This window comes from Escherichia sp. E1V33 (assembly GCF_004211955.1).
GTDB lineage: Bacteria > Pseudomonadota > Gammaproteobacteria > Enterobacterales > Enterobacteriaceae > Escherichia.
In genome coordinates this window covers 170,612-192,406 of record NZ_RHJI01000012.1, presented here as the reverse complement: position 1 = coordinate 192,406, position 21,795 = coordinate 170,612, and the positions used below count along the sequence as shown (strand labels likewise).

Annotated in this window: 16 protein-coding genes; 8 read left to right on the top strand and 8 right to left on the bottom strand. The window is 47.8% G+C overall.

Features of this window, described 5'->3' with window-relative positions; translation table 11 throughout:
• The 4 genes from D9742_RS23455 to D9742_RS13385 all read right to left on the bottom strand — a co-directional run.
• The coding region (locus D9742_RS23455; RefSeq protein ID WP_240780524.1) for a hypothetical protein at nucleotides 1-113 on the bottom strand (113 nt) is incomplete at its 3' end.
• A gap of 357 nt (nucleotides 114-470) precedes the next feature.
• Complete coding sequence (locus D9742_RS13395) at nucleotides 471-3,257, bottom strand: M16 family metallopeptidase (RefSeq protein ID WP_130237220.1); 2,787 nt, start codon at nucleotides 3,255-3,257, stop codon at nucleotides 471-473.
• Nucleotides 3,258-3,313: 56 nt separating this feature from the next.
• Nucleotides 3,314-5,686 (bottom strand): TonB-dependent receptor plug domain-containing protein, encoded by a 2,373-nt coding sequence (locus D9742_RS13390; protein ID WP_130237219.1) that lies wholly within the window; start codon nucleotides 5,684-5,686, stop codon nucleotides 3,314-3,316.
• 37 nt (nucleotides 5,687-5,723) lie between these two features.
• The gene (locus D9742_RS13385; RefSeq protein ID WP_130237218.1) at nucleotides 5,724-7,409 is read right to left on the bottom strand and encodes an ABC transporter ATP-binding protein/permease; all 1,686 of its coding nucleotides are present in this window, start codon (nucleotides 7,407-7,409) and stop codon (nucleotides 5,724-5,726) included.
• 725 nt (nucleotides 7,410-8,134) lie between these two features.
• Between D9742_RS13385 and D9742_RS13380 the strand changes: the two genes are divergently transcribed.
• A complete protein-coding gene (locus D9742_RS13380) occupies nucleotides 8,135-9,532 on the top strand; it encodes an ISNCY family transposase (RefSeq protein WP_130237217.1) in 1,398 nt (465 codons plus the stop codon).
• A gap of 183 nt (nucleotides 9,533-9,715) precedes the next feature.
• On the opposite strand, the gene lsrK is transcribed toward D9742_RS13380, so the two are convergent.
• Together lsrK and lsrR are read right to left on the bottom strand one after the other, a co-directional pair.
• Nucleotides 9,716-11,308 carry an autoinducer-2 kinase gene (gene lsrK, locus D9742_RS13375; RefSeq protein ID WP_130237216.1) on the bottom strand — a complete coding sequence of 531 codons (1,593 nt, stop codon included), beginning with the start codon at nucleotides 11,306-11,308 and terminating at the stop codon, nucleotides 9,716-9,718.
• Between the two features lie 78 nt (nucleotides 11,309-11,386).
• Nucleotides 11,387-12,340, bottom strand: a complete 954-nt coding sequence (lsrR, locus tag D9742_RS13370; protein WP_130237215.1) for a transcriptional regulator LsrR — start codon at nucleotides 12,338-12,340, stop codon at nucleotides 11,387-11,389.
• 249 nt (nucleotides 12,341-12,589) lie between these two features.
• On the opposite strand from lsrR, the gene lsrA reads away from it, so the two are divergent.
• The 7 genes from lsrA to tam are packed head-to-tail and all read left to right on the top strand — an operon-like array spanning nucleotide 12,590 to nucleotide 19,204.
• Nucleotides 12,590-14,125, top strand: coding sequence for an autoinducer 2 ABC transporter ATP-binding protein LsrA (lsrA, locus tag D9742_RS13365; protein ID WP_130237214.1), 1,536 nt, complete (start codon nucleotides 12,590-12,592; stop codon nucleotides 14,123-14,125).
• Nucleotides 14,119-15,147, top strand: coding sequence for an autoinducer 2 ABC transporter permease LsrC (lsrC, locus tag D9742_RS13360; RefSeq protein ID WP_130237213.1), 1,029 nt, complete (start codon nucleotides 14,119-14,121; stop codon nucleotides 15,145-15,147). Before lsrA ends, lsrC begins: the two co-directional genes overlap by 7 nt.
• Nucleotides 15,147-16,139: an autoinducer 2 ABC transporter permease LsrD gene (lsrD, locus tag D9742_RS13355; RefSeq protein WP_130237223.1), complete on the top strand. Its 993-nt coding sequence runs from the start codon at nucleotides 15,147-15,149 to the stop codon at nucleotides 16,137-16,139. Before lsrC ends, lsrD begins: the two co-directional genes overlap by 1 nt.
• Before the next feature lie 11 nt (nucleotides 16,140-16,150).
• Nucleotides 16,151-17,173: an autoinducer 2 ABC transporter substrate-binding protein LsrB gene (lsrB, locus tag D9742_RS13350; protein ID WP_130237212.1), complete on the top strand. Its 1,023-nt coding sequence runs from the start codon at nucleotides 16,151-16,153 to the stop codon at nucleotides 17,171-17,173.
• A 26-nt stretch (nucleotides 17,174-17,199) separates the two neighbouring features.
• Entirely contained in the window at nucleotides 17,200-18,075 is an 876-nt protein-coding gene (gene lsrF, locus D9742_RS13345; protein ID WP_000774178.1) for a 3-hydroxy-5-phosphonooxypentane-2,4-dione thiolase, read from the top strand.
• A gap of 23 nt (nucleotides 18,076-18,098) precedes the next feature.
• Complete coding sequence (gene lsrG / locus D9742_RS13340) at nucleotides 18,099-18,389, top strand: (4S)-4-hydroxy-5-phosphonooxypentane-2,3-dione isomerase (RefSeq protein ID WP_130237211.1); 291 nt, start codon at nucleotides 18,099-18,101, stop codon at nucleotides 18,387-18,389.
• A 56-nt stretch (nucleotides 18,390-18,445) separates the two neighbouring features.
• Nucleotides 18,446-19,204 carry a trans-aconitate 2-methyltransferase gene (gene tam / locus D9742_RS13335; protein WP_130237210.1) on the top strand — a complete coding sequence of 253 codons (759 nt, stop codon included), beginning with the start codon at nucleotides 18,446-18,448 and terminating at the stop codon, nucleotides 19,202-19,204.
• A 3-nt stretch (nucleotides 19,205-19,207) separates the two neighbouring features.
• Here tam and D9742_RS13330 read toward each other — a convergent pair whose 3' ends face one another.
• Nucleotides 19,208-20,122, bottom strand: a complete 915-nt coding sequence (locus D9742_RS13330; RefSeq protein ID WP_130237209.1) for a bestrophin family protein — start codon at nucleotides 20,120-20,122, stop codon at nucleotides 19,208-19,210.
• 204 nt (nucleotides 20,123-20,326) lie between these two features.
• Nucleotides 20,327-21,778: a tagaturonate reductase gene (gene uxaB, locus D9742_RS13325; protein WP_130237208.1), complete on the bottom strand. Its 1,452-nt coding sequence runs from the start codon at nucleotides 21,776-21,778 to the stop codon at nucleotides 20,327-20,329.
• Nucleotides 21,779-21,795 lie beyond the last annotated feature (17 nt).

Below are 21,795 nucleotides of genomic sequence, written 5' to 3'. Positions count from 1 at the left end.
CGCATTTCATGCAGCGGAAAATGTTTAGATTCAGCAATGGTGGAAATAGATTTTGCACCAAAACGTGAATCAAGTAGTTCCGACCTTAAATCCTTTACTTGCTTCTTATCCATTTTAAACTCCTTAAAATGATTGGATTGCAATAAAAAAGTAGGATTTATCGATAAAGTAAGCAAGCTCAATGGTCCGGGTTTTAAATAACAAAATCCTAATCTTGTTTAGATTATGATAAAAATTACACTATATTTTACCAAGTAAAAACAATGAGATGGTTAATGCTTCAATGATAATATCGAGCTTTTGTTGTTATTTTAATGTGTTTTTTTACCTGTCGTAATTATCACGTTAAAATTAGCCAATAATATGTCATTATTAGTTAGAGATTAATTTTTTAAACGTTTTTAAAGATTGTCGAATAAAAAAGAGATAATTGCCAGAGTCCCCGCCAACGATGTTGACGGGGTAAGTTATTATTTAGGTAGTAATACTCCGATATGGGTATTCACCGGATAGGTAAGATATTGTTTAACAGCAGTGTTAACGTTTTCTACCGTCATGTGTTGCAATAATTTCTCCTGCGCAATCCATGCGGCAGGGTCATCATATTGAATAATGCTATTCACAATGGTGTTCGCTAATTGCTGCACGCTACGCTGTTGGATATCGAGGCTGCGCTGAACGTTTTGCTGATATTCGTTCAGTTCCTGCTGATTGATCCCTTTAGCCAGGCGCTTAGCCATCACTTCATTCGCTAAAGTTAACAGTTCATCATACCGTTCCGGTTGACAAGTAAAAGCTAACAAATGACTGATATCTTTGGCCAGCGGATCAACCGAGAGGCGAGAAGAAACGCTGTATGCCCCAGATGCCTGTTCACGAATATTAATACGCAGATCTTTTGCCAATGCGACATTAAAGGCATCCAACGCCATACGCGTTGCAAGGTTGATGGATGTCCGGGAATCATAACGCTTCCACTGTGAAACTTGTGCCACAGGTTCGTTTTGTTCTTTTACCGTAACAGTCGCGTTGTCCGTCGCGCGGTTTAAAGGTTTACCTGCGACTAGTGTCGATTTCGATGGTTTAATTGACCCTAAATAGTGCGTAATCAACGGCAGAATTTTGTTTTCTGCCACATTGCCAACAATCACAAAAGTCATCTCCTCAGGGGAGGAAAATAGCTGGCGATCGGCGGCTAAAGCATCTGCTGCAGTAAACTGTGCAATCTGCTTTGCTTGCAGCAATTTTGTGCGGGGATCGTTATAACGCGTCTCATACATCTTCTGGGCAAATTTTTCTGCCGGATGCTGGTCTAGCGTTTTTAACGCCTGAATTTGAGCATTTTGTAGTGATGCCCAGATATTTTCGTTGATAGTGCTTTGAGTGATTCGCTGGTTAATCAACTGGAAGCCGGGTTCTGGGTTATTGGCCCGTGCGCTAACAGAAAGCAGCGTATTCAGGCCACTGACTTTACTGCTCATAGTCACTGAATTTTCTGCACTCCAGCGTTTCAGGCTGGAAGAGGAGATTTCACCAACCCCGCTGCCGCCCACGGCTTTATTGGCAAGCGCGATAAGCGACTTTTGCTCGGCAGGGAAATTCAAATCACCTTTATTAGATACGGCAATAAGTTGCAGTTTCTCTTCTTCACTTGCAGATTTCGCCAGAATAACTCTGGCACCATTAGAAAGCGTTAATGATGTCAGATTCTCAGCCAGTTTTTGTTGGCTGGTAATTTTCGCTTTTAGGTCAGCGTGTACTGTTAAAGATAAATTTCTGCCGGGGAAGGTATAAGCGGCCAGTTCTTTGGCGGTATACTCTTTTTCAAGCGCCTGGATGGCGGCAGGAGATAATGCTTTTTTGGCGGCAATATCGTTATTAACCATTTGCTCCCAAAACGCATCCTGGTTCTTTCTTAACTGCTGCCATTTTTCCGCCAGACTTTGCACGGTAATTTGTTGCCAAAGACGTTTAGAAAGCTGGTATGTCTCTTCAGGCGAAAGGAATGGCACATTATTTAACGAGCTGGAAGCCAGTCGGCTGGTTAGCATACGTAAGTCGCGTTCCGCTTGCTGCTCAGCTGCATTTTTCAGCCAGGTCAGGCGGGTAGCTTTTACATCATCGAGTTCTGCAGCAGAAAAACCATGTTGGTCGATGGTTGCAAGCTCTGCCATCAATGCATTTGCCGCATCCTGCATATTATCGTCCCGTGCATTTACACGGAAAAAAATCGACTGATAATCAGGCGCAATTTTAACACTGCGCGCAGTGCCACCAGAAATGGTCTTCAGCTCCCCAGACTGAATACGCTCTTGTAAACGCTGATTAAACAACTGAATTAGCATGCTCCATTCAGCTTGTTCGACAAAGCTTTGTTCATCAGTGACGGGAATCATCGGCAGCCGGTAATAGAGTGCGATGCCATTCACCCGATTTTCTTTATCGTTAATGATATTAAAGCGCAGGTGGTTTTCTGCTTTCGTCGGCCAGACACGGTTTTTAACCGCTGTATTTGCCGAGAGTTTGCCAAGGTTATCTTTAATCAGCGCCAGAGCTTCTTTACTGTCGATATCGCCAACGACAATAAAGGTCATATTATTCGGTTGATACCAACGTTGATAAAAATGGCGCAATTGTTCCGGGGTTACTGTGGCGACCGTATCCATTAAACCGATCGGTTCACGATCTAAATTACGAGTATTCGCCAGCAGGAAAGGGCGACGAGCCTGGGAAGTCCGCCATTTGGCATCCTGATGCGCTCGCCATTCTTCAGTAATAACGCCCCGTTCAGCATCGACTTCGTGTTTTTCAAAAGTGGCGGCATTGCTCCATTCACTGAATATTGCCATCACTTTTTGCAGATTTTGTTTTTGCGTCGTTGGTAAGCTGACCTGATACACCGTTTCATCGTAGCTGGTATAGGCGTTTACATCACGACCAAAACGCAGTCCCATCGATTCAAAAGTTTCGATAACTTTATTGCCCGGCCATATTTTTGTGCCGTTAAACATCATATGTTCAACAAAATGTGCCACGCCACGTTCGTTGTCTTCTTCCTGCAATGACCCGGTATGAATTTGCAGCCATAAATTAACCTGATTCTTTGGTTGTGAATGCGGATAGATCATATATCGCAGGCCATTATCCAGTTGCCCGGTAATTAACTTATCATCCTGCGGTAATTCGGTGGCAATGAGCCGCCCGGGTAACAGCAACAGCATTGCTACAAGTGACAGTAAGAAACTGAGGTTTCTCATAATTATCTCCATGCGAAAACCGGGCGAATTTACCCGGTTAAGTAAAATCCGAAAGGTTAAAATTTCATGCTGACATCAAGCCAGAAAGTTCGACCACTGGCGTAGGTCGCCACACCCGCAGTTGTAGTATCAACCGCCGTTTTGCTATCCAATACGTTCAGAATATCGGCGCTAATCGTCAGGTTTTGCTGTTTAAGAAAATGGGGCGTCCATGACACACGAGTGTCCCAGGTCAGGCTGCTATCCAGTTTCTCATCAACGTACTGTTTGTAATCTGAATATTCGCTGATGTATTGCGCGTTCGTTTTTCCCAGGATGATGCGAGCCTTACGTGCCTCTTGCCAGGCCAGCGTGTTCGCCCACACCAGGCCGCTTGGTTGATGCGTGAAATCCATATTTAAGGAGATCTTTAGCGGATTATTAAAATCTGCCACTGGAACGCTATCGTAAGAAACAAGATTACCGTTATAAACCACCTGGTTATCACCGGTATTACTCTCCTCATAGCCATTGTTCAATGACAAGTTACCTTTGCTCTTGATATAGCTAAAGACAATTTGCGGGTTAATATCCACCTGACTGATATGCAACGGTTCGGCCAGTTCAAAACTGAGGTTGAACGAATGCGTTTTGGTTTTGCCGTCGTTGTTATATTCAGTAATCGTTGTTTTAGTAGCGCTGTCGGTACGACTACTCTTACTGATTTGGTCATGCGCCTCGCGATAAACGTAGTTTGCCCGCGCAATAACATTCTTACCGATTTTTTGCTGCAACCCCATAGCCAGTTCATCGTTATAAGGTGTTTTCAAATCCTGATAACGAGTCAGGGTTTTATTACCTGATACTGATTCTGTCCAGCTATTACGGATATCACGTAATCCCATATCGAGAATATTCCCGCCATAGTAGCGGTTATAACCGGCGGTAATCATTGAGGTTTGATCAGCAAAAATATCCCATTCCGTCATAAAGCGAGGGGATACATTGTGGTTTGACAGGTAGTTGTCATAGTCGTAACGCAGACCTGGCATTAGCGACACATTGCGCCAGCTAATACGATCCGCCATGTACAGCGTGTAGTTGTCAATTCCCAGACTGCCTTTACCTTTATGGTAAATGGTATGGTTAGTTTTCTTTCCGGCGGCATTAATCACATAGGATTCAGACTGGTTATGGCGCTCAGTCCACGCATCGGAATAGATGTATTCCGCACCGAAGTAGGGTTGGTGCGAGAAATTACCCACAGCGAATTTTTGCCAGTCCAGGCGTGTTTTGACGGTGTAATTATCAACTGCCTGAGAAATATGGCCCAATCCACCGCGAGTGCAACGACCGGTAATCTCTCCGTAAGTGCAAGATTGTTCGGTGTACCAGATATTATGGTCGTGGCGGGTATAATCACTAATATGATCCCAGCCAACAGTAGTGTGCAAATTGGCCCACGCAAATTGTGTATCCATATCCCACGCCAGACCATAGGATTTATTCCCCATTTCTCGGTCGGATTCCGGGAAGGTGCTGGTATTATAATCCCGGCTGGAACCGGTATATTTAAACGTCAAATCATGGGTAAAACGATCGCTGGCAAACCAGGTAAATTTGCTTAATGCCGTATCGATAACATTTTTATACTGTGCCCGACCTTCAACAATACCGTCATTTGAGACATAATCTGCGCGAGTAATGTCAGACAGGCGGCGAGAGAAACCAGCAGTTACGCCAAAATTATCTTCCAACTCCTGATTAAATGACAGCGTATAAAAATTCTTTTTAAAGTCAGGAGAGTAATAAGTACTTCCTGAAGAACCTTGATTAAATGCACTCTTATTATTCTCATCAATATGAGACGTTAACCAGTCCGAGCGTGTTGTGCGATAACCGAGTTTAACGCTGCTATCATCCGCGTTGAAGCGTTTGATCCTGGCATCAATTACCCCACCATTGAAGCGACCAAATTCAACCGGAACAAAACTGTCATAAAGCGTTACATTGTCCAGGAGGCTGACATCCAGATAATAACCCTGTGACATCCCGCTAATGTTGGTTGCACTACTGGCATCGGATTCATTTGCCGGGTTGAGGTTGTTGGTAGCGCTAATACCATCAATCAAATAGGCATTCTGATAGGGCGACGCACCGTGAATTGAAATTTTCTCCGGGCGAATGTCTCCCTGGTTCAACGAGGTACTTTGCGTTGAATCCATACGCACTGCAGGGTTGGTTTTCAGCAGATCGCTGATATTTCCATTACCGGTCGGTAAACGCTCAATACTTTCACTGGTGTAATGTGTATTACCGTTAACAGGTACAGGCACTGGCGCATAGACCGTCATCTCTTCAAATACAGGTGTGTACTTATTTTTATCGTCCACGGCCTGAGCCAAATCGGCACTACAGAAAATGACGCCTGGAATAAGGACTCGCTTCATTTATTTTTATCTCCGTATAGCAGGGCTTTTATCGTTTTTATAAAGCCGAGCTAATGTCACAAATATCATCAGCCAGATCCCAGACGCCGGGCTGATGTGTAACCATAATGACGCCGCTTGTGGGTAATTTTTCACGCACTAAACGCAGTAAACGGATAGCCTCTTGTTCCTCCAGATGGGAAGTAGTTTCGTCGAGAAATATCCATTTCGGACGTCGTAAAATTAATCTGGCCAGCGCGATACGCTGTTTTTCTCCACTGGAAAGAATATCTCCCCAACGATCGTTGTCATGAATACGTGCAGCCAATTTCCCCAGACCAACCTGATGCAACACTTTGCGCAATGATTCATCGTCTACGGTGTGAGGGATCGCTTTACAAATAATCTCATTCAGTAATCCTGTTTTGATTAACGGCGTTTGCGACACATACCAACTGTCTGAAGGAGAAGAAATATCACCCTTAAACCACGGCCAGCAGTGGGATAATGTTTTAAGCAGTGTCGTTTTTCCCGCGCCAGAGTAACCTTTCAGCAATAACCATTTACCCGGTGAAACATCAAAGTTCAGATTCTCTAATATGACCTTATTATCGGGAGTCCGAATGCTTACATCAGCCACTTGTACTGCATGTTGGCAATTTTTTGGTTTATTCGTTGGGCGTTGTTCTGTCAGTTGATGGAATTCATACAACCGATCGATAACTGCCGCAAGCTCGGCAAGTTCATCATATTTATAAATAAACCAGCTCAGATTGTTAGATACCAACATAAATGCCTGGCGTGATTTCATCAGCCCGCCTAAATTGATCTGTCCGCTGATAAACTGTGGCAATAACAGGAAGTAAGGAAGAACACTAAGCGAGCGCGAGTAAATATTCTGCCAGTAATCAAGCCAGCGTTGGCGATTCATTAAACGATGCCAGTTATCTTTAATAGTATGAAAATTGTCACTCAACTCCTGACGTTGCATAGTTTCAGCATTACTTAGCGCTATCAGTTCCGCTTGCTTATTATGCTGGACAAGGTTAGTTCTAAATGTTGCTTCGCTACGTTGCTTTTCCACATTAAGCGGGCGGATACGTTTACCCACTTTATGAGTAAACAATGTCCCACCAATAACAATGAGAACGACGGTATAGACCATATACCCATGAATATTCCACTCGGTTCCACCAACCGTGAATGAAAGCGTACCTGCGCTTTGCCACAGAATAACGGTGAAGGTGATCAGCATACTTAGTGACTGGATAAATCCGAATGAGAGGTTGAGCGTTTTGCTAATCAGTAAAAGAATGTCTTCAGCGATACGTTGGTCAGGATTGTCAGTATTTTTATGTTCGCCGTAGATCTGCGTGAAGTAGTAGTTCTTATCTGCAAACCAGCGGTTGAGATAATAGTCAGTTAACCATTCGCGCCAGCGAATAGTCAGCAGTTTAATTAGCCACGTTTTATTTACGGATATTAATACAAAAATCCCCAGCAGGGCAGGGAACCATAGAACAAGCGCCCAAAGTTTATCGGTTTCTTTTTGGCTCAGTGCATTGAAAAAATCATTGTTCCAGTCGTTCAACCAAACCTGAATTTTAACCACGCCCAGGATCATGGCGAGGATAATAATGATTAACAATACTGAAGTTTTATTGTTCTTACGTAGCCAGAAGGGCTTCAACAGGCAGAGATACTTTGCAATCAACATACAAAACGTAATGGGAACTATTATCATTAGCGAAAGTTGATTGTGCCATCCAATGATTGACTATGGCAATGATTTACAGATGAAATATATTTAAGTATCAATTAACTATATGAAATATATGAAAATATATCTTCAATGATATTGATTTTTACGTCATTGATTATCAGTCACTTTACCTATGCAGTGATCAGTAAGGGGGGATCTGTCTGGGTAGAACATGATGATAGAAATGCACCTGACATGAGTTCTTGTCAGCTGTGTTGGGCATAGTGAGCAGAGTGGAATAATTTTGATGTGCATTGAGGCACTCTGTTTTGAGTGAGTGCAGTTATATGTTTACCCGCAGCATGAAGGATGGAAAACCCCAGCGGGTAATCATGATTTCTCACAACTAAAGAAGTCTGTCTGAAATCTTCGGAGTTCGGATTAAGCCAGTAATTTTCCAGGATTCATGACCAACCAATTGGTCGTCACAAATCCTGAACGGATTAATGCCTGTGAGCATATTACGCGGTTCAGCTAATGTCTTGCGGGCTAATCAATGAGGGAAGGGATCACATCTGATTAGAGGATGATGTACGGTGGTCCACAAGAGCTACGTATTCAGTACGCATTAATATGCCATTTAACATAATATACATTATGCGCACCAATGGTGTAGTGGCTAAATTGAGATGTCCGTCTCTGACTAAATAGACATGTCCGCGCTACAGTCTCACCACAGCGATCACTGCTTTCAAAGGATGGGACTCATGACGGCATACGGAACGGAGTTTTTCTCAATGAACGATGTAAACCGACTCAGGATCCTCCAGGACGTTATCGACCGACGCCTCACTACACGTCTCGCAGCCAGCCGGCTGGAGATTTCTGACAGACACTGCCGCCGTCTGCTTGAACGTTACCGCGAACACGGACCACTTTCGCTGGTAAATCGTCGCCGTGGGCAGCCTGGTAATCGGCAACTGATGCCGGGCCTCGCTGAGCGTGCACTGCTTATTATCCGTGAACGCTACGCTGATTTTGGTCCGACGTTAGCCTGTGAGAAGCTCGCCGAACTCCATGGTCTGTATCTGGCCAAAGAAACAGTACGCAAGCTGATGATACAGACTGGTTTATGGATCCCCCGCAAGTTACGGCCACCGCGTGTACATCAGCCACGTCCGCGACGTGCCTGTACCGGAGAGCTGATCCAGATTGATGGCTGCGAGCATCGCTGGTTCGAGGAGCGAGGCCCGGCCTGCACACTTCTCGTTTACGTTGATGATGCAACGAGCCGGCTGATGCAACTTCTGTTTGTTAGTTCCGAGTCTACTTTCACCTATTTTGAAGCCACCCGGGGCTATCTCGAGCGCTACGGTAAGCCTCTGGCGTTTTACAGCGACAAAGCCAGCGTTTTCAGGATTAACAACAAACAGGCCACTGGTGGCGATGGTCAGACTCAGTTCGGTCGAGCCATGAACGAGCTGAACATCACCGGTATCTGTGCCAACACCAGTTCAGCCAAGGGCCGCGTTGAACGGGCGCACCTCACGTTACAGGATCGCCTGGTCAAGGAGTTGCGGCTCCGTGGTATCAGTACACCTGAGGCTGCAAACGCCTTTGTCGAAGAGTTCATGGCTGACTACAACCGTCGGTTTGCAAAGCCGCCTCGTCATGATTTCGACGTTCACCGTCCGCTTGAGAATAATGAGAATCTGGAGGCAATATTCACCTGGCGTGAACAACGTAAGGTCTCAAAAAACCTGACACTACAGTATGATAAGAAGCTTTATCTCCTTGAAGATAATGAGGAAAACCGGCGTTTTCAGGGTAAATACATTGATGTCTGGCAGTATCCGGATGGCACTATCGAACTCCGGGCTAATGGTACTTCCCTGCCCTTCATAACCTATGACCGTCTGGGAGAACTGGACCAGGGCGCCATAGTCGACAACAAGCGGCTGGGACGAGCACTGGAGATGATAAAACTGGTTCAGGACAAACGTGACAACACCCGTTCGCAGGCTCTGCCATCACTGGACGGCCAGACCTCACGCAGAAAGAAACAGCCCGGAAAGAAATCACAACGAAGCCTGAATCAGGACGACATGCTGGAAGCCCTGCAGCAACTCCAGACAAGAAGCGAAGAAATCTTTGGTAAAAGCTGAAATATAACCCACATGCGGACATCTTAATTTAGCTGCAAAGCGGACCTTTAAAAACAGCCCAGACAAATGGTAATATACTCAGAATCTCATGTTTTACAGTCGCCATTGCTCAGGTTGTTTTGTCTGTGTCTTCAAACTCAGAAATTAACAGCCACACCTATCAGGATGTGGCTGTCAATGAAACTATAACCCAGGCGCTTTCCATAACGATGTCGTCAGTCCGTGATCAACCAGCCCTAGCTGATCCTGATAAACAGCCTGCCACTTATCCCGTGATTCCTGATAAAGTTCATGCTTTTCAGTGTCTGGTGTATGCGTCCGTTCCCACCGTACAAGGCGTTCTCCAGTTTCTGCCATTGATGAAAAAATCCCGGCACCGACGCCTGCTGCAATGGCACATCCTAATGCGGTGGCTTCTTTGACCACCGGAATATTAACCGGTAATCCCGTGACATCAGCGAGAATTTGACTCCATAGCTTTCCTTTTGAACCACCGCCTGCAAAGACCAACGATGTGGGATGAATATTCGAAAAATCAGCAATTTGCTGCAAGTTACACGCCGATACAATCGCCGCATTTTCTTCCAGTGCGCGGAATAACGTCGCTTTGTTACATTTATCCGGGTCAATGGACAAGTTAATAAAGGAAGGCGCAGCGTGATACCAGGTTTTAAAGCGCATTCGGTCGGAGAATATCGGCATCACGCCCCACGATCCTGGCGGTACCCGACTGGCCATCTCTTCAAGCAGCGTGTAAGTATCGATACCTAAGCGCTCGGCTATCAATTTTTCTTCGGCACAAAATGCATCGCGGAACCAACGCATGGTCAGTCCGGTAAAAAAGCTAATTGATTCAGCTTGTACCATGCCAGGAATAACATGTGGATTAACGCGTACATTCATTTCCGGATCGGTCACTGGTGCGGCTAAGTTCACGACCTGCTGCCAGAACGTTCCGCCAAGAACAGCGGTTTGTGCAGGACGCACAACGCCTAACCCCAGGCAACCGAGTTGTACGTCCCCTCCTCCCACTACCACCGGTGTGCCAGCTTTCAGACCGCAAAGGCCCGCAGCGTCAGAGCTCACAACACCAAGTAATGTGCCTGTTTCTTTGACAGGAGAAAGAATATCGGCGCGCAGACCAGCCATATCCAGCAATGCAGGTTTCCAGTTACGGGTGGTTAGATCGAGAAGTCCAGTGGTGCCAGCGTTAGACGGATCCACTGCAAGTTCCCCACTTAGCATATAGGCTAGCCAGTCGCTGATCATGGTGATGGTCGACGCCTGCCGGTAGATATCAGAACGATGATGCGCCAGCCAAAGTAATCTGGGAATGGCGCTTAAAGCCAGCGTTTGTCCGGTCGCGCGATACACTTCGTTTTCAAAAGTATTGCTATGTAGTTCTTTAAGTTCACTGACTTCCCGCGCCGCTCTGGCATCCACATTGGCGCAGGCCCAGATCGGTGTTCCTTCATTGTTATATAAAACAATACCTTCGCGCATCGAACATGCCGAAACGGCAGCAATGTATTCTGGCGCGATACCAGAATTATGTAACGCCTGGCGCATACATTCACACGCCAGTTGCCAGTTCTTAGTCAGATCAAATTCCATAGAACCAGGAACGTCAGGTACTGCCAGATGTCGCCACTCCGCCTGTCCTACCGCGATTTGATTGCCTTCCAGGTCGAAAATCACAGCCCGGATACTTCCAGTGCCTGCGTCTAGTGCCATCAGGTAATGCTTTGATTCTGAAGGGGTAAAGAGTCGAGCCATTAGATTGTCCTCGGCTTAAGCGTTCTGTCTGTTCCTCTATACGTTCTCCATTGTTCCCGGTAATAAGGTCTTGCAAAATTAACTACGTAAAATCGCAGCAGCAGTATCCTGGTCGGTAACCAGCGCGTTGATGTAACCGCCCTTCATCGCAGCGGCGATCGCTTCGGCTTTGTTTTCTCCCCCTGCGACACCTACTCTAATTGGAATGGTTGTCATCGCGGTTAAAGGTAAGCCAATCAGTTCGTTATGTATTTTGATATCCGTGACAACGTCACCTTTTGCGTCAAAAAAGTAGCCTAAAATATCGCCAATAGCCCCTTTTCGACCAATCATTAGCTGTTCGCCCTGGCTGATATAACCGGAGCGAATAATCGTCGCATCCTCTTTTTGATTCACGGCACCAATACCGACAATGGCCACATCAGCAGCTTGTGCGGCCAACAGGACATCTTTGACGCAGTTTTCATTTTTCAGCGTTCGGGCAATTTCAGCCGAAGATGCCCGTAATGGCGCCGGAATGATGTTGACGCTGCACGCTGCGTTAAGTTGTCCGATACCCGTCATATAAGAACCGACGCCACCTGAGAGCGTCACCAGGCGAATTTGCTGTGACGAAATAAAACCACTTAAGCGTTGCAGCGTGTTCATCGTTGCCTCGCCAAAGCCAATCGCCAGCATTTGCTGTGGCTGGAGCAATCCCATCAACATATGCGCCGCGCCGATTCCTAAGCGCCCGCCGACATCCGCATCTGCGAGTCCAGGGATCACCCGCACATGCTGTAATGAAAACTGGCGACGTAATTGCGTTTCATATTCCAGACAGCCTTCAAAGCGAGAATTAATTTGCACGCGAATAATGCCGGACTGATGCCCTTTCTCCAGTAACCGCGACACTTTCAAACGCGTCAGCCCGAGACGATCGCTAATCTCGCTCTGGGTCAGCCCGTCGTGATAGTAAAACCACGCGATCCGCGCGACCTGTTCTTCTTCACACATTCCCTGTTCTGAAATTGCCGAATCATTGATTGTCATAATTCATTCTTCACTTTGAACATATTTAAATCTTTAATGCAATTGTTCAGTTATTGCGCGCTTATATCTGTGATAGCCACCACAGTTTGGTCAAACAGCAATGAACAAACGCAACCATAAAAATCAAAATAGCATAAATTGTGATCTATTCGTCGGAATTATGCGCAATAGCCACCTAAGGTTATGAACAAATTAAAAGTAGAAATACATTTGTTCAAAACTCACCAACAAAGCTGAACGGGGGGAGATATGCAAACGAGTGATACCCGCGCGTTGCCGCTACTTTGCGCCCGCTCGGTTTATAAACAGTATTCCGGCGTTAATGTCCTGAAAGGTATCGATTTTACGCTGCATCAAGGTGAGGTCCACGCCCTGCTCGGCGGTAACGGCGCGGGTAAATCGACGCTAATGAAAATCATCGCCGGTATTACCCCCGCAGATAGCGGCACGCTGGAGATTGGTGGCCATAGTTACGCCAGATTAACGCCAGCACATGCTCATCAACTGGGGATTTATCTCGTTCCCCAGGAACCCTTGCTCTTTCCAAGTCTGTCGATAAAAGAAAACATTCTGTTTGGTCTGGCAAAAAAACAGATCTCCATGCAAAAGATGAACAAATTGCTGGCAGCGCTGGGCTGCCAGTTTGATCTCCATAGTCTGGCTGGCTCACTGGAGGTTGCCGACCGCCAAATGGTGGAAATTCTGCGCGGTCTGATGCGTGATTCGCAAATTCTCATTCTCGATGAACCTACAGCGTCGCTTACCCCTGCGGAAACCGAACGCTTGTTTAGCCGTTTACGGGAACTACTCGCCACTGGCGTGGGTATTGTTTTTATCTCACATAAACTGCCGGAAATTCGCCAGATTGCCGATCGTATTAGCGTGATGCGCGACGGAACCATCGCGTTAATTGGCAAAACCAGCGAGCTGTCTACTGACGACATCATTCAGGCCATCACGCCAGCAACGCGGGAAAAATCCCTCTCAGCCAGTCAAAAGTTATGGCTGGAGTTACCCGGTAATCGCCCACAACATGTGGCCGGAACAGCGGTACTGGCACTGGAAAACCTGACTGGCGAAGGTTTTATGAATGTCAGTTTTACGCTCAATGCCGGAGAAATTCTTGGCCTGGCTGGACTAGTGGGTGCCGGGCGTACAGAACTGGCGGAAACGTTATATGGTCTGCGACCTTTGCGTGGCGGGCGAGTCATGCTGAATGGTAAAGAGATCAATAAATTATCTACCGGGGAACGTTTGCATCGTGGTCTGGTTTATCTACCAGAAGATCGCCAGTCCTCAGGACTTAATCTCGATGCTTCGCTGGCGTGGAACGTCTGCGCCCTCACCCATAATCAACGCGGATTCTGGGCAAAAACCGCGAAAGATAACGCCACGCTAGAACGATATCGTCGGGCGCTGAACATTAAATTTAATCAACCGGCACAAGCTGCACGGACGTTATCCGGCGGCAATCAGCAAAAAATCCTGATTGCCAAATGTCTGGAGGCTTCGCCGCAAGTATTGATTGTTGATGAACCGACGCGCGGCGTAGACGTCTCGGCGCGTAATGATATCTACCAACTACTGCGCAGTATCGCCGCACAAAATGTGGCTGTGCTACTTATCTCCTCCGATCTGGAAGAGATCGAACTGATGGCTGATCGTGTGTATGTGATGCATCAGGGTGAAATTGCCCACGCTGCACTGACCGGGCGCGATATTAATGTCGATACCATTATGCGCGTCGCCTTTGGTGATAGTCAGCGCAAGGAGGCAGCATGCTGAAACTTATTCAGAATAACCGAGAGATAACGGCACTGCTGGCGGTGATATTGCTGTTTGTGTTGCCCGGTTTTCTCGACCGTCAGTATTTAAGTCTGCAAACACTGACCATGGTTTATAGCAGCGCGCAAATCCTGATCCTGCTGGCGATGGGCGCGACGCTGGTGATGCTGACGCGCAATATTGATGTTTCAGTAGGCTCAATTACGGGTATGTGCGCGGTGTTGTTGGGGATGTTACTGAACGCAGGGTATTCACTGCCTGTTGCCTGTGTCGCGACGTTACTGCTCGGCTTGCTCGCGGGATTTTTCAACGGTGTACTGGTCGCCTGGCTAAAAATCCCGGCCATTGTCGCCACGCTCGGCACATTAGGATTGTACAGGGGCATTATGTTGCTATGGACCAGCGGAAAATGGATTGAAGGGTTACCCGCAGAACTGAAACAGCTCTCCGCCCCGCTGCTGTTTGGCGTTTCCGCTATTGGTTGGTTGACGCTAATTCTGGTGGCACTTATGGCCTGGCTGCTGGCAAAGACAGCGTTTGGACGTAGCTTTTATGCCACAGGCGATAATTTGCAGGGGGCTCGTCAACTGGGCGTTCGTACGGAAGCCATTCGGATTGTGGCATTTTCGTTGAACGGCAGCATGGCGGCACTGGCGGGAATTGTGTTTGCTTCGCAGATTGGGTTTATCCCTAATCAGACCGGTACCGGGCTGGAGATGAAAGCAATTGCAGCCTGCGTGCTGGGCGGCATTAGTTTGCTCGGCGGTTCCGGCGCGATTATCGGAGCGGTGCTCGGTGCCTGGTTCCTGACGCAGATTGATAGCGTTCTGGTGCTGTTGCGAATTCCGGCATGGTGGAATGATTTTATCGCAGGTCTGGTTCTACTGGCGGTGCTGGTATTTGATGGACGACTGCGTTGCGCGCTGGAACGTAATCTGCGGCGGCAAAAATATGCCCGCTTTATGACGCCACCGCCAGCCGTCAAACCTGCGTCACCAGCTAAAAAACGGGAGGCCGCGTGATGCATTTTCGCTATGGTTGGGAACTGGCCCTCGCGGTGCTATTAGTCATTGAGATTGTCGCTTTTGGAACCATTAACCCGCGGATGTTAGATCTCAACGTGTTGCTGTTCAGTACCAGTGATTTTATCTGCATTGGCATTGTCGCTCTGCCGCTAACAATGGTGATTGTCAGTGGTGGAATCGATATTTCGTTTGGTTCAACCATCGGCCTGTGCGCTATTGCATTGGGTGTGTTGTTTCAAAGCGACGTGCCGATGCCGCTGGCAATTCTCCTGACCTTACTGCTCGGCGCATTGTGTGGGTTGATCAACGCCGGATTAATTATCTATACCAAAGTTAACCCGCTGGTGATTACGCTTGGCACGCTGTATCTGTTTGCCGGAAGCGCCCTGCTGCTTTCCGGGATAGCCGGAGCGACGGGATACGAAGGTATTGGCGGATTCCCGATGGCGTTTACTGATTTCGCTAACCTCACCGTGCTGGGACTCCCCGTTCCGCTGATTATCTTTCTGGTATGTCTCATCGTTTTCTGGCTGTGGCTGCATAAAACCCATGCCGGACGTAATGTGTTTTTGATTGGACAAAGCCCGCGTGTGGCGCTTTATAGCGCGATTCCGGTTAACCGCACCTTATGCGCGCTCTATACCATGACGGGGCTGGCGTCAGCGGTCGCCGCCGTGCTGCTGGTTTCGTATTTTGGTTCTGCGCGTTCCGATCTCGGTGCGTCGTTTCTGATGCCTGCCATCACTGCCGTGGTGCTTGGTGGCGCCAATATTTATGGTGGTTCCGGTTCAATTATCGGCACCGCCATTGCAGTTTTATTAGTGGGATATTTGCAACAAGGTTTGCAAATGGCAGGAGTGCCAAATCAGGTGTCCAGCGCCCTTTCCGGTGCGCTGCTTATCGTCGTTGTCGTAGGTCGTTCCGTTAGCCTGCATCGCCAGCAAATTAAAGAGTGGCTGGCGCGTCGGGCCAATAACCCATTGCCATAAAGGATATCTTCATGACACTTCATCGCCTTAAGAAAATCGCCTTACTTAGCGCCTTTGGTATTGCGGCAATCTCTATAAATGTGCAGGCCGCAGAGCGCATTGCCTTTATTCCCAAACTGGTTGGTGTGGGATTTTTTACCAGTGGCGGTAATGGTGCCCAACAAGCCGGTAAAGAGCTGGGTGTTGATGTGACCTACGACGGGCCGACAGAACCCAGTGTTTCTGGTCAGGTGCAGTTGATCAATAACTTCGTCAACCAGGGGTATAACGCCATTATTGTTTCTGCCGTTTCGCCAGATGGTTTATGCCCGGCACTGAAACGTGCCATGCAGCGTGGGGTGAAAGTCCTCACCTGGGATTCTGACACCAAACCGGAGTGTCGCTCTTACTACATTAACCAGGGTACGCCAGCGCAGTTGGGTGGCATGTTGGTTGATATGGCGGCGCGCCAGGTGAATAAAGACAAAGCCAAAGTCGCGTTTTTCTACTCCAGCCCCACGGTTACCGACCAAAACCAGTGGGTGAAAGAAGCGAAAGCGAAAATCGCCAAAGAACATCCCGGCTGGGAAATCGTCACTACGCAGTTTGGCTATAACGATGCCACCAAGTCATTACAAACTGCCGAGGGGATATTAAAAGCGTATAGCGATCTCGATGTCATTATCGCCCCCGACGCCAACGCCCTGCCCGCCGCCGCGCAAGCCGCAGAAAACCTGAAAAATGACAAAGTTGCGATTGTTGGATTCAGTACGCCAAACGTGATGCGCCCATATGTGGAGCGCGGCACGGTGAAAGAATTTGGACTGTGGGATGTTGTGCAGCAAGGCAAAATTTCGGTGTATGTCGCGGATGCATTATTGAAAAAAGGTGCAATGAAAACGGGTGACAAGCTGGATATTCAGGGTGTAGGTCAGGTGGAAGTTTCGCCAAATAGCGTTCAGGGCTATGACTACGAAGCGGACGGAAATGGCATTGTACTGTTACCGGAGCGCGTCGTTTTCAATAAAGAGAATATCGGCAAATACGATTTCTGATATGCATTACTTAACCGGAGTAAGTTATGGCTGATTTAGACGACATTAAAGATGGTAAAGATTTTCGCACCGATCAACCGCAACAGAATATCCCTTTTACCCTGAAAGGTTGCGGTGCGCTGGACTGGGGAATGCAGTCACGCTTATCGCGGATATTTAATCCGAAAACGGGTAAAACCGTGATGCTGGCTTTTGACCATGGTTATTTTCAGGGGCCGACAACAGGACTTGAACGCATCGATATAAATATCGCTCCGCTGTTTGAACATGCCGATGTATTGATGTGTACACGCGGTATTTTGCGCAGCGTAGTGCCCCCGGCGACAAATAAGCCAGTGGTACTGCGGGCGTCAGGTGCGAACTCTATTCTGGCGGAATTAAGCAATGAGGCAGTAGCGTTATCGATGGATGACGCCGTGCGCCTGAACAGTTGCGCGGTGGCGGCGCAGGTTTATATCGGCAGCGAATATGAACACCAGTCGATCAAAAATATTATTCAGTTGGTCGATGCCGGAATGAAAGTGGGAATGCCGACGATGGCAGTCACTGGCGTGGGCAAAGATATGGTGCGCGACCAGCGTTATTTTTCGCTCGCGACCCGAATCGCCGCTGAAATGGGCGCGCAAATTATCAAAACCTATTATGTCGATAAAGGTTTTGAACGGATTGTTGCTGGCTGCCCGGTGCCGATTGTTATTGCTGGCGGTAAAAAATTACCGGAGCGCGAGGCGCTGGAAATGTGCTGGCAGGCTATCGATCAGGGCGCATCTGGCGTGGATATGGGACGCAATATTTTCCAGTCCGACCATCCGGTGGCGATGATGAAAGCCGTGCAGGCCGTAGTACACCACAACGAAACGGCTGATCGGGCATATGAACTCTATCTGAGTGAAAAACAGTAACTGCGGATTTAAGGAGAAGAATCATGCACGTCACACTGGTTGAAATTAACGTTCATGAAGACAAGGTTGACGAGTTTATCGAGGTCTTTCGCCAGAATCATCTGGGTTCGGTACAGGAAGAAGGCAATTTGCGCTTCGATGTTTTACAGGACCCGGAAGTGGATTCGCGCTTTTATATCTATGAAGCCTATAAAGATGAAGACGCAGTGGCGTTCCATAAAACTACGCCCCACTACAAAACCTGTGTCGAGAAACTGGAATCACTAATGACCGGGCCGCGTAAAAAACGTGTGTTCAATGGGTTGATGCCGTGAGGCGAATTCATCAGTTTTATCTACACTTGGGGTAACACACTGACGGGAGTATAAAAATGTCTGACTGGAACCCCTCTTTATATCTGCACTTCGCTGCTGAACGATCGCGTCCAGCGGTGGAGTTGCTTGCCAGAGTTTCGCTGGAGAACGTCGAGAATGTTGCCGATCTTGGCTGTGGCCCAGGTAACAGCACCGCCCTGTTGCATCACCGTTGGCCAGCTGCCAGGATAACGGGCGTCGATTCGTCTCCGGCGATGGTTGCCGAAGCGCGCACTGCTCTTCCGAAATGTCAGTTTGTGGAAGCAGACATCCGCAACTGGCAACCGGAACAGGCGCTCGATCTGATTTTCGCCAATGCTTCACTGCAATGGTTGCCCGACCATTACGAACTGCTCCCTCATCTGGTTTCGTTACTCAGCTCGCAGGGCGTGCTGGCGGTACAAATGCCGGATAACTGGCTGGAGCCGACCCATGTGTTAATGCGCGAAGTCGCCTGGGAACAAAATTATCCAGATCGCGGGCGTGAGCCGCTGGCTGGCGTTCATGCTTATTACGATATTCTGAGTGAAGCCGGATGTGAGGTCGATATCTGGCGAACCACTTACTATCACCAGATGCCGTCACACCAGGCGATTATCGATTGGGTTACCGCCACTGGATTACGTCCGTGGTTACAGGATCTCACCGAGAGCGAACAGCAGCATTTTCTTACGCGCTATCATCAGATGCTGGAAGAGCAGTATCCACTGCAAGAGAACGGACAGATACTGCTGGCATTTCCACGTCTGTTTATTATTGCCCGGCGTACGGAGTAATTATTACGTCAGCTGGTAATGGCGATCGGGAAGAATCTTCGCTGGAATTTCTGCTTCATCGTTCATCTGTAACAGGTCAATTTCAATGGCGTTGCAGATGGCATCCAGCGGTAAATCATTGTTTTCTATACCGAACGGATCTTCCAGTTCTTCCGCCAGGCAATCCAGCGAAATAAAAGTGTAGGAAATTAGTACTGAGATAAAAGGCGTCATGTAATGCAGGTCAACGACCAGCGCGAACGGCAGCATGATACAAAACAGATAAACGGTACGATGCAAAATCAGGGTGTAGGCAAAGGGAATTGGCGTGTAGGCAATGCGCTCACAGCCTGCCAGAACCGCAGAAATATCGTTAAGCCGATCGTTGAGACTAATAAACAGGATATCTGAAAGCTGTCCATTGCGTCGCTGAACCGCCAACCACTCCCCCATTATCAACAGGATATGGTTAGCTGGAGAGTTGGAAGCCAGTACTCGCTGAAGATCTTCAGTCTTGAGATAATGTGCCAGCACTTCAGCCTGTGGCTGTTTGCGTAACGTCATGCGTAAACAGTGGGCAAAGGCGATTTGCAGTCGGGCAAATTCCCTTACGCTTGCCGAATCCGGCAATGTGGTTTTTACCTCACGCAGTAACGACCGTGAGGCAATCATCAACTGCCCCCAAAGTTTTCGTGCTTCAACGTAACGGGCGTAACCGGCGTTATTACGAAATCCCAAAAAGATGGCAATGGCAACACCGAGAATGCTGAACGGCGCGAGAGTGAACTTGATGCCCAAATGCGTATACCAGGGCAGCATGAAAATAACGGCGATAGAAAAGAGAAAATTGAGTAGTAAGCGCGAGGATATCTTGGATAATACTGAACCGTGCCAGACAAAAATACGGCGCAGCCAGTGTTGTTGTGGACGAACAATCATGGTTATCTTCAGGCGTGGAAAAGTCGCCCTATTAAACGTGATTGCGATCACATTCTCAAGGCTCTATTCATCAATCCTCTACAAAACCACAACATTTACAGGTGCTAAATTGGGCACTTGATTATGATAAAAGCACATAGGATGTTGTAACTAATGTAGCGAAATAAGAAACCCGGTCGAAACCGGGTTCAGATAACGAAGTTATTAGCACAACGGACGTACAGCTTCGCGCATCCCTTTTTCCAGAATGGAATCCAGGTCATTGGCAACCTGCTCTACCAGACCAGGCACTTGCGTCAAGTTCTGCTCCCAGTGATCTTTTTCTGCCAGCACAGTAGCGACCAGCTCCTGGGTGTCGATGATACGGTCACGATGCTGGCTCCAGAGTTGCTGGTAACGTTCCAACCAGTGGGCATCATCCTGTACCGGATACGCTTCCCCGTTACGTTCCCCACGATAGAATGCAATCAATGCGGCTAACGCGAAGGTCAGTCGGGCCGGAAGTTTACCGTTCGCCTTCTGCCCTGCCAGCAACTGAGGCAGAATTCGGGTACGGAACTTGGTCATACCGTTGAGCGCGATGGAAAGCAATTGATGTTTGATATACGGGTTACGGAAACGTCCGGTTACCGCACTGGCGAAAGATTCCAGTTCGTCACGCGGCAAATCCAGTACCGGAATAATCTCTTCATAGATAGCTTTTTCAACGAATGCGCAGATTTCTGCATCATTCATCGCTTCGCCTACAGTATCCAGTCCTGCCTGGAACGCCACTGGCACCAACGCCGTATGCGCACCGTTCAGGATTGCAACCTTACGCTCTTTGTATGGCTTAATATCATCTACAATCAATACGTTGAGCGGATATTTGTCCAGACGTAGTTCTGCTGCTAAAGATTTCGGCCCCTGAATTACAAACAGGTAAAAGTGTTCAGCGGTATCGAGGAAACCATCGTGATAACCCAGTTCTTGTTCCAGTTTCGCCACTTCATCACGCGGATAACCGGTAACGATACGGTCCACCAGCGTAGAACAGAAGCTGTTAGCCTGATCCAGCCATTGAATAAATTCTTCTGGTAGCGCCCACTCTTGTGCGTAGCGCAGAACCAGTTCACGCAGCGCATCACCGTTATAGTCGATCAGTTCACAAGGGATGATGATCCAACCTTTATCCAGCGCACCGTTGAAATGGCTAAAACGTTCGAATAACAGGCGGGTCAGTTTTGCCGGATAGCTTACCGCTGGCGCGTCATCAAATTTGTCGCCTGCATGGTAGCTGATGCCTGCTTCGGTGGTGTTAGAGAAAACAAAGCGCATTTCCGGGTTGTGCGCCAGTTTCAGGAATTCATCGTATTCACTGTAGACGCTGATTTCACGATTAACAGAACGAATCAGACGCGCATCGCTAACCGCTTCGCCCTTCTCATTCAAACCGCGAATGATGGTGGTGTACAGACCATCCTGAGTGCTAAGTGACGGCGGGAATGAAGTTTCAATCGGACGAACAACGACCACGCCAGAATTCAGATCGGTGTGTTCATTCAGGAGATCAATTTGCCAGTCGACAAAGGCACGCAGGAAGTTACCTTCACCAAACTGAATGATACGTTCTGGATACTGTGCACCGGGAAAATCGCGACGATTTAGTGTTTTCACAATGGGTTCCCTTTTGA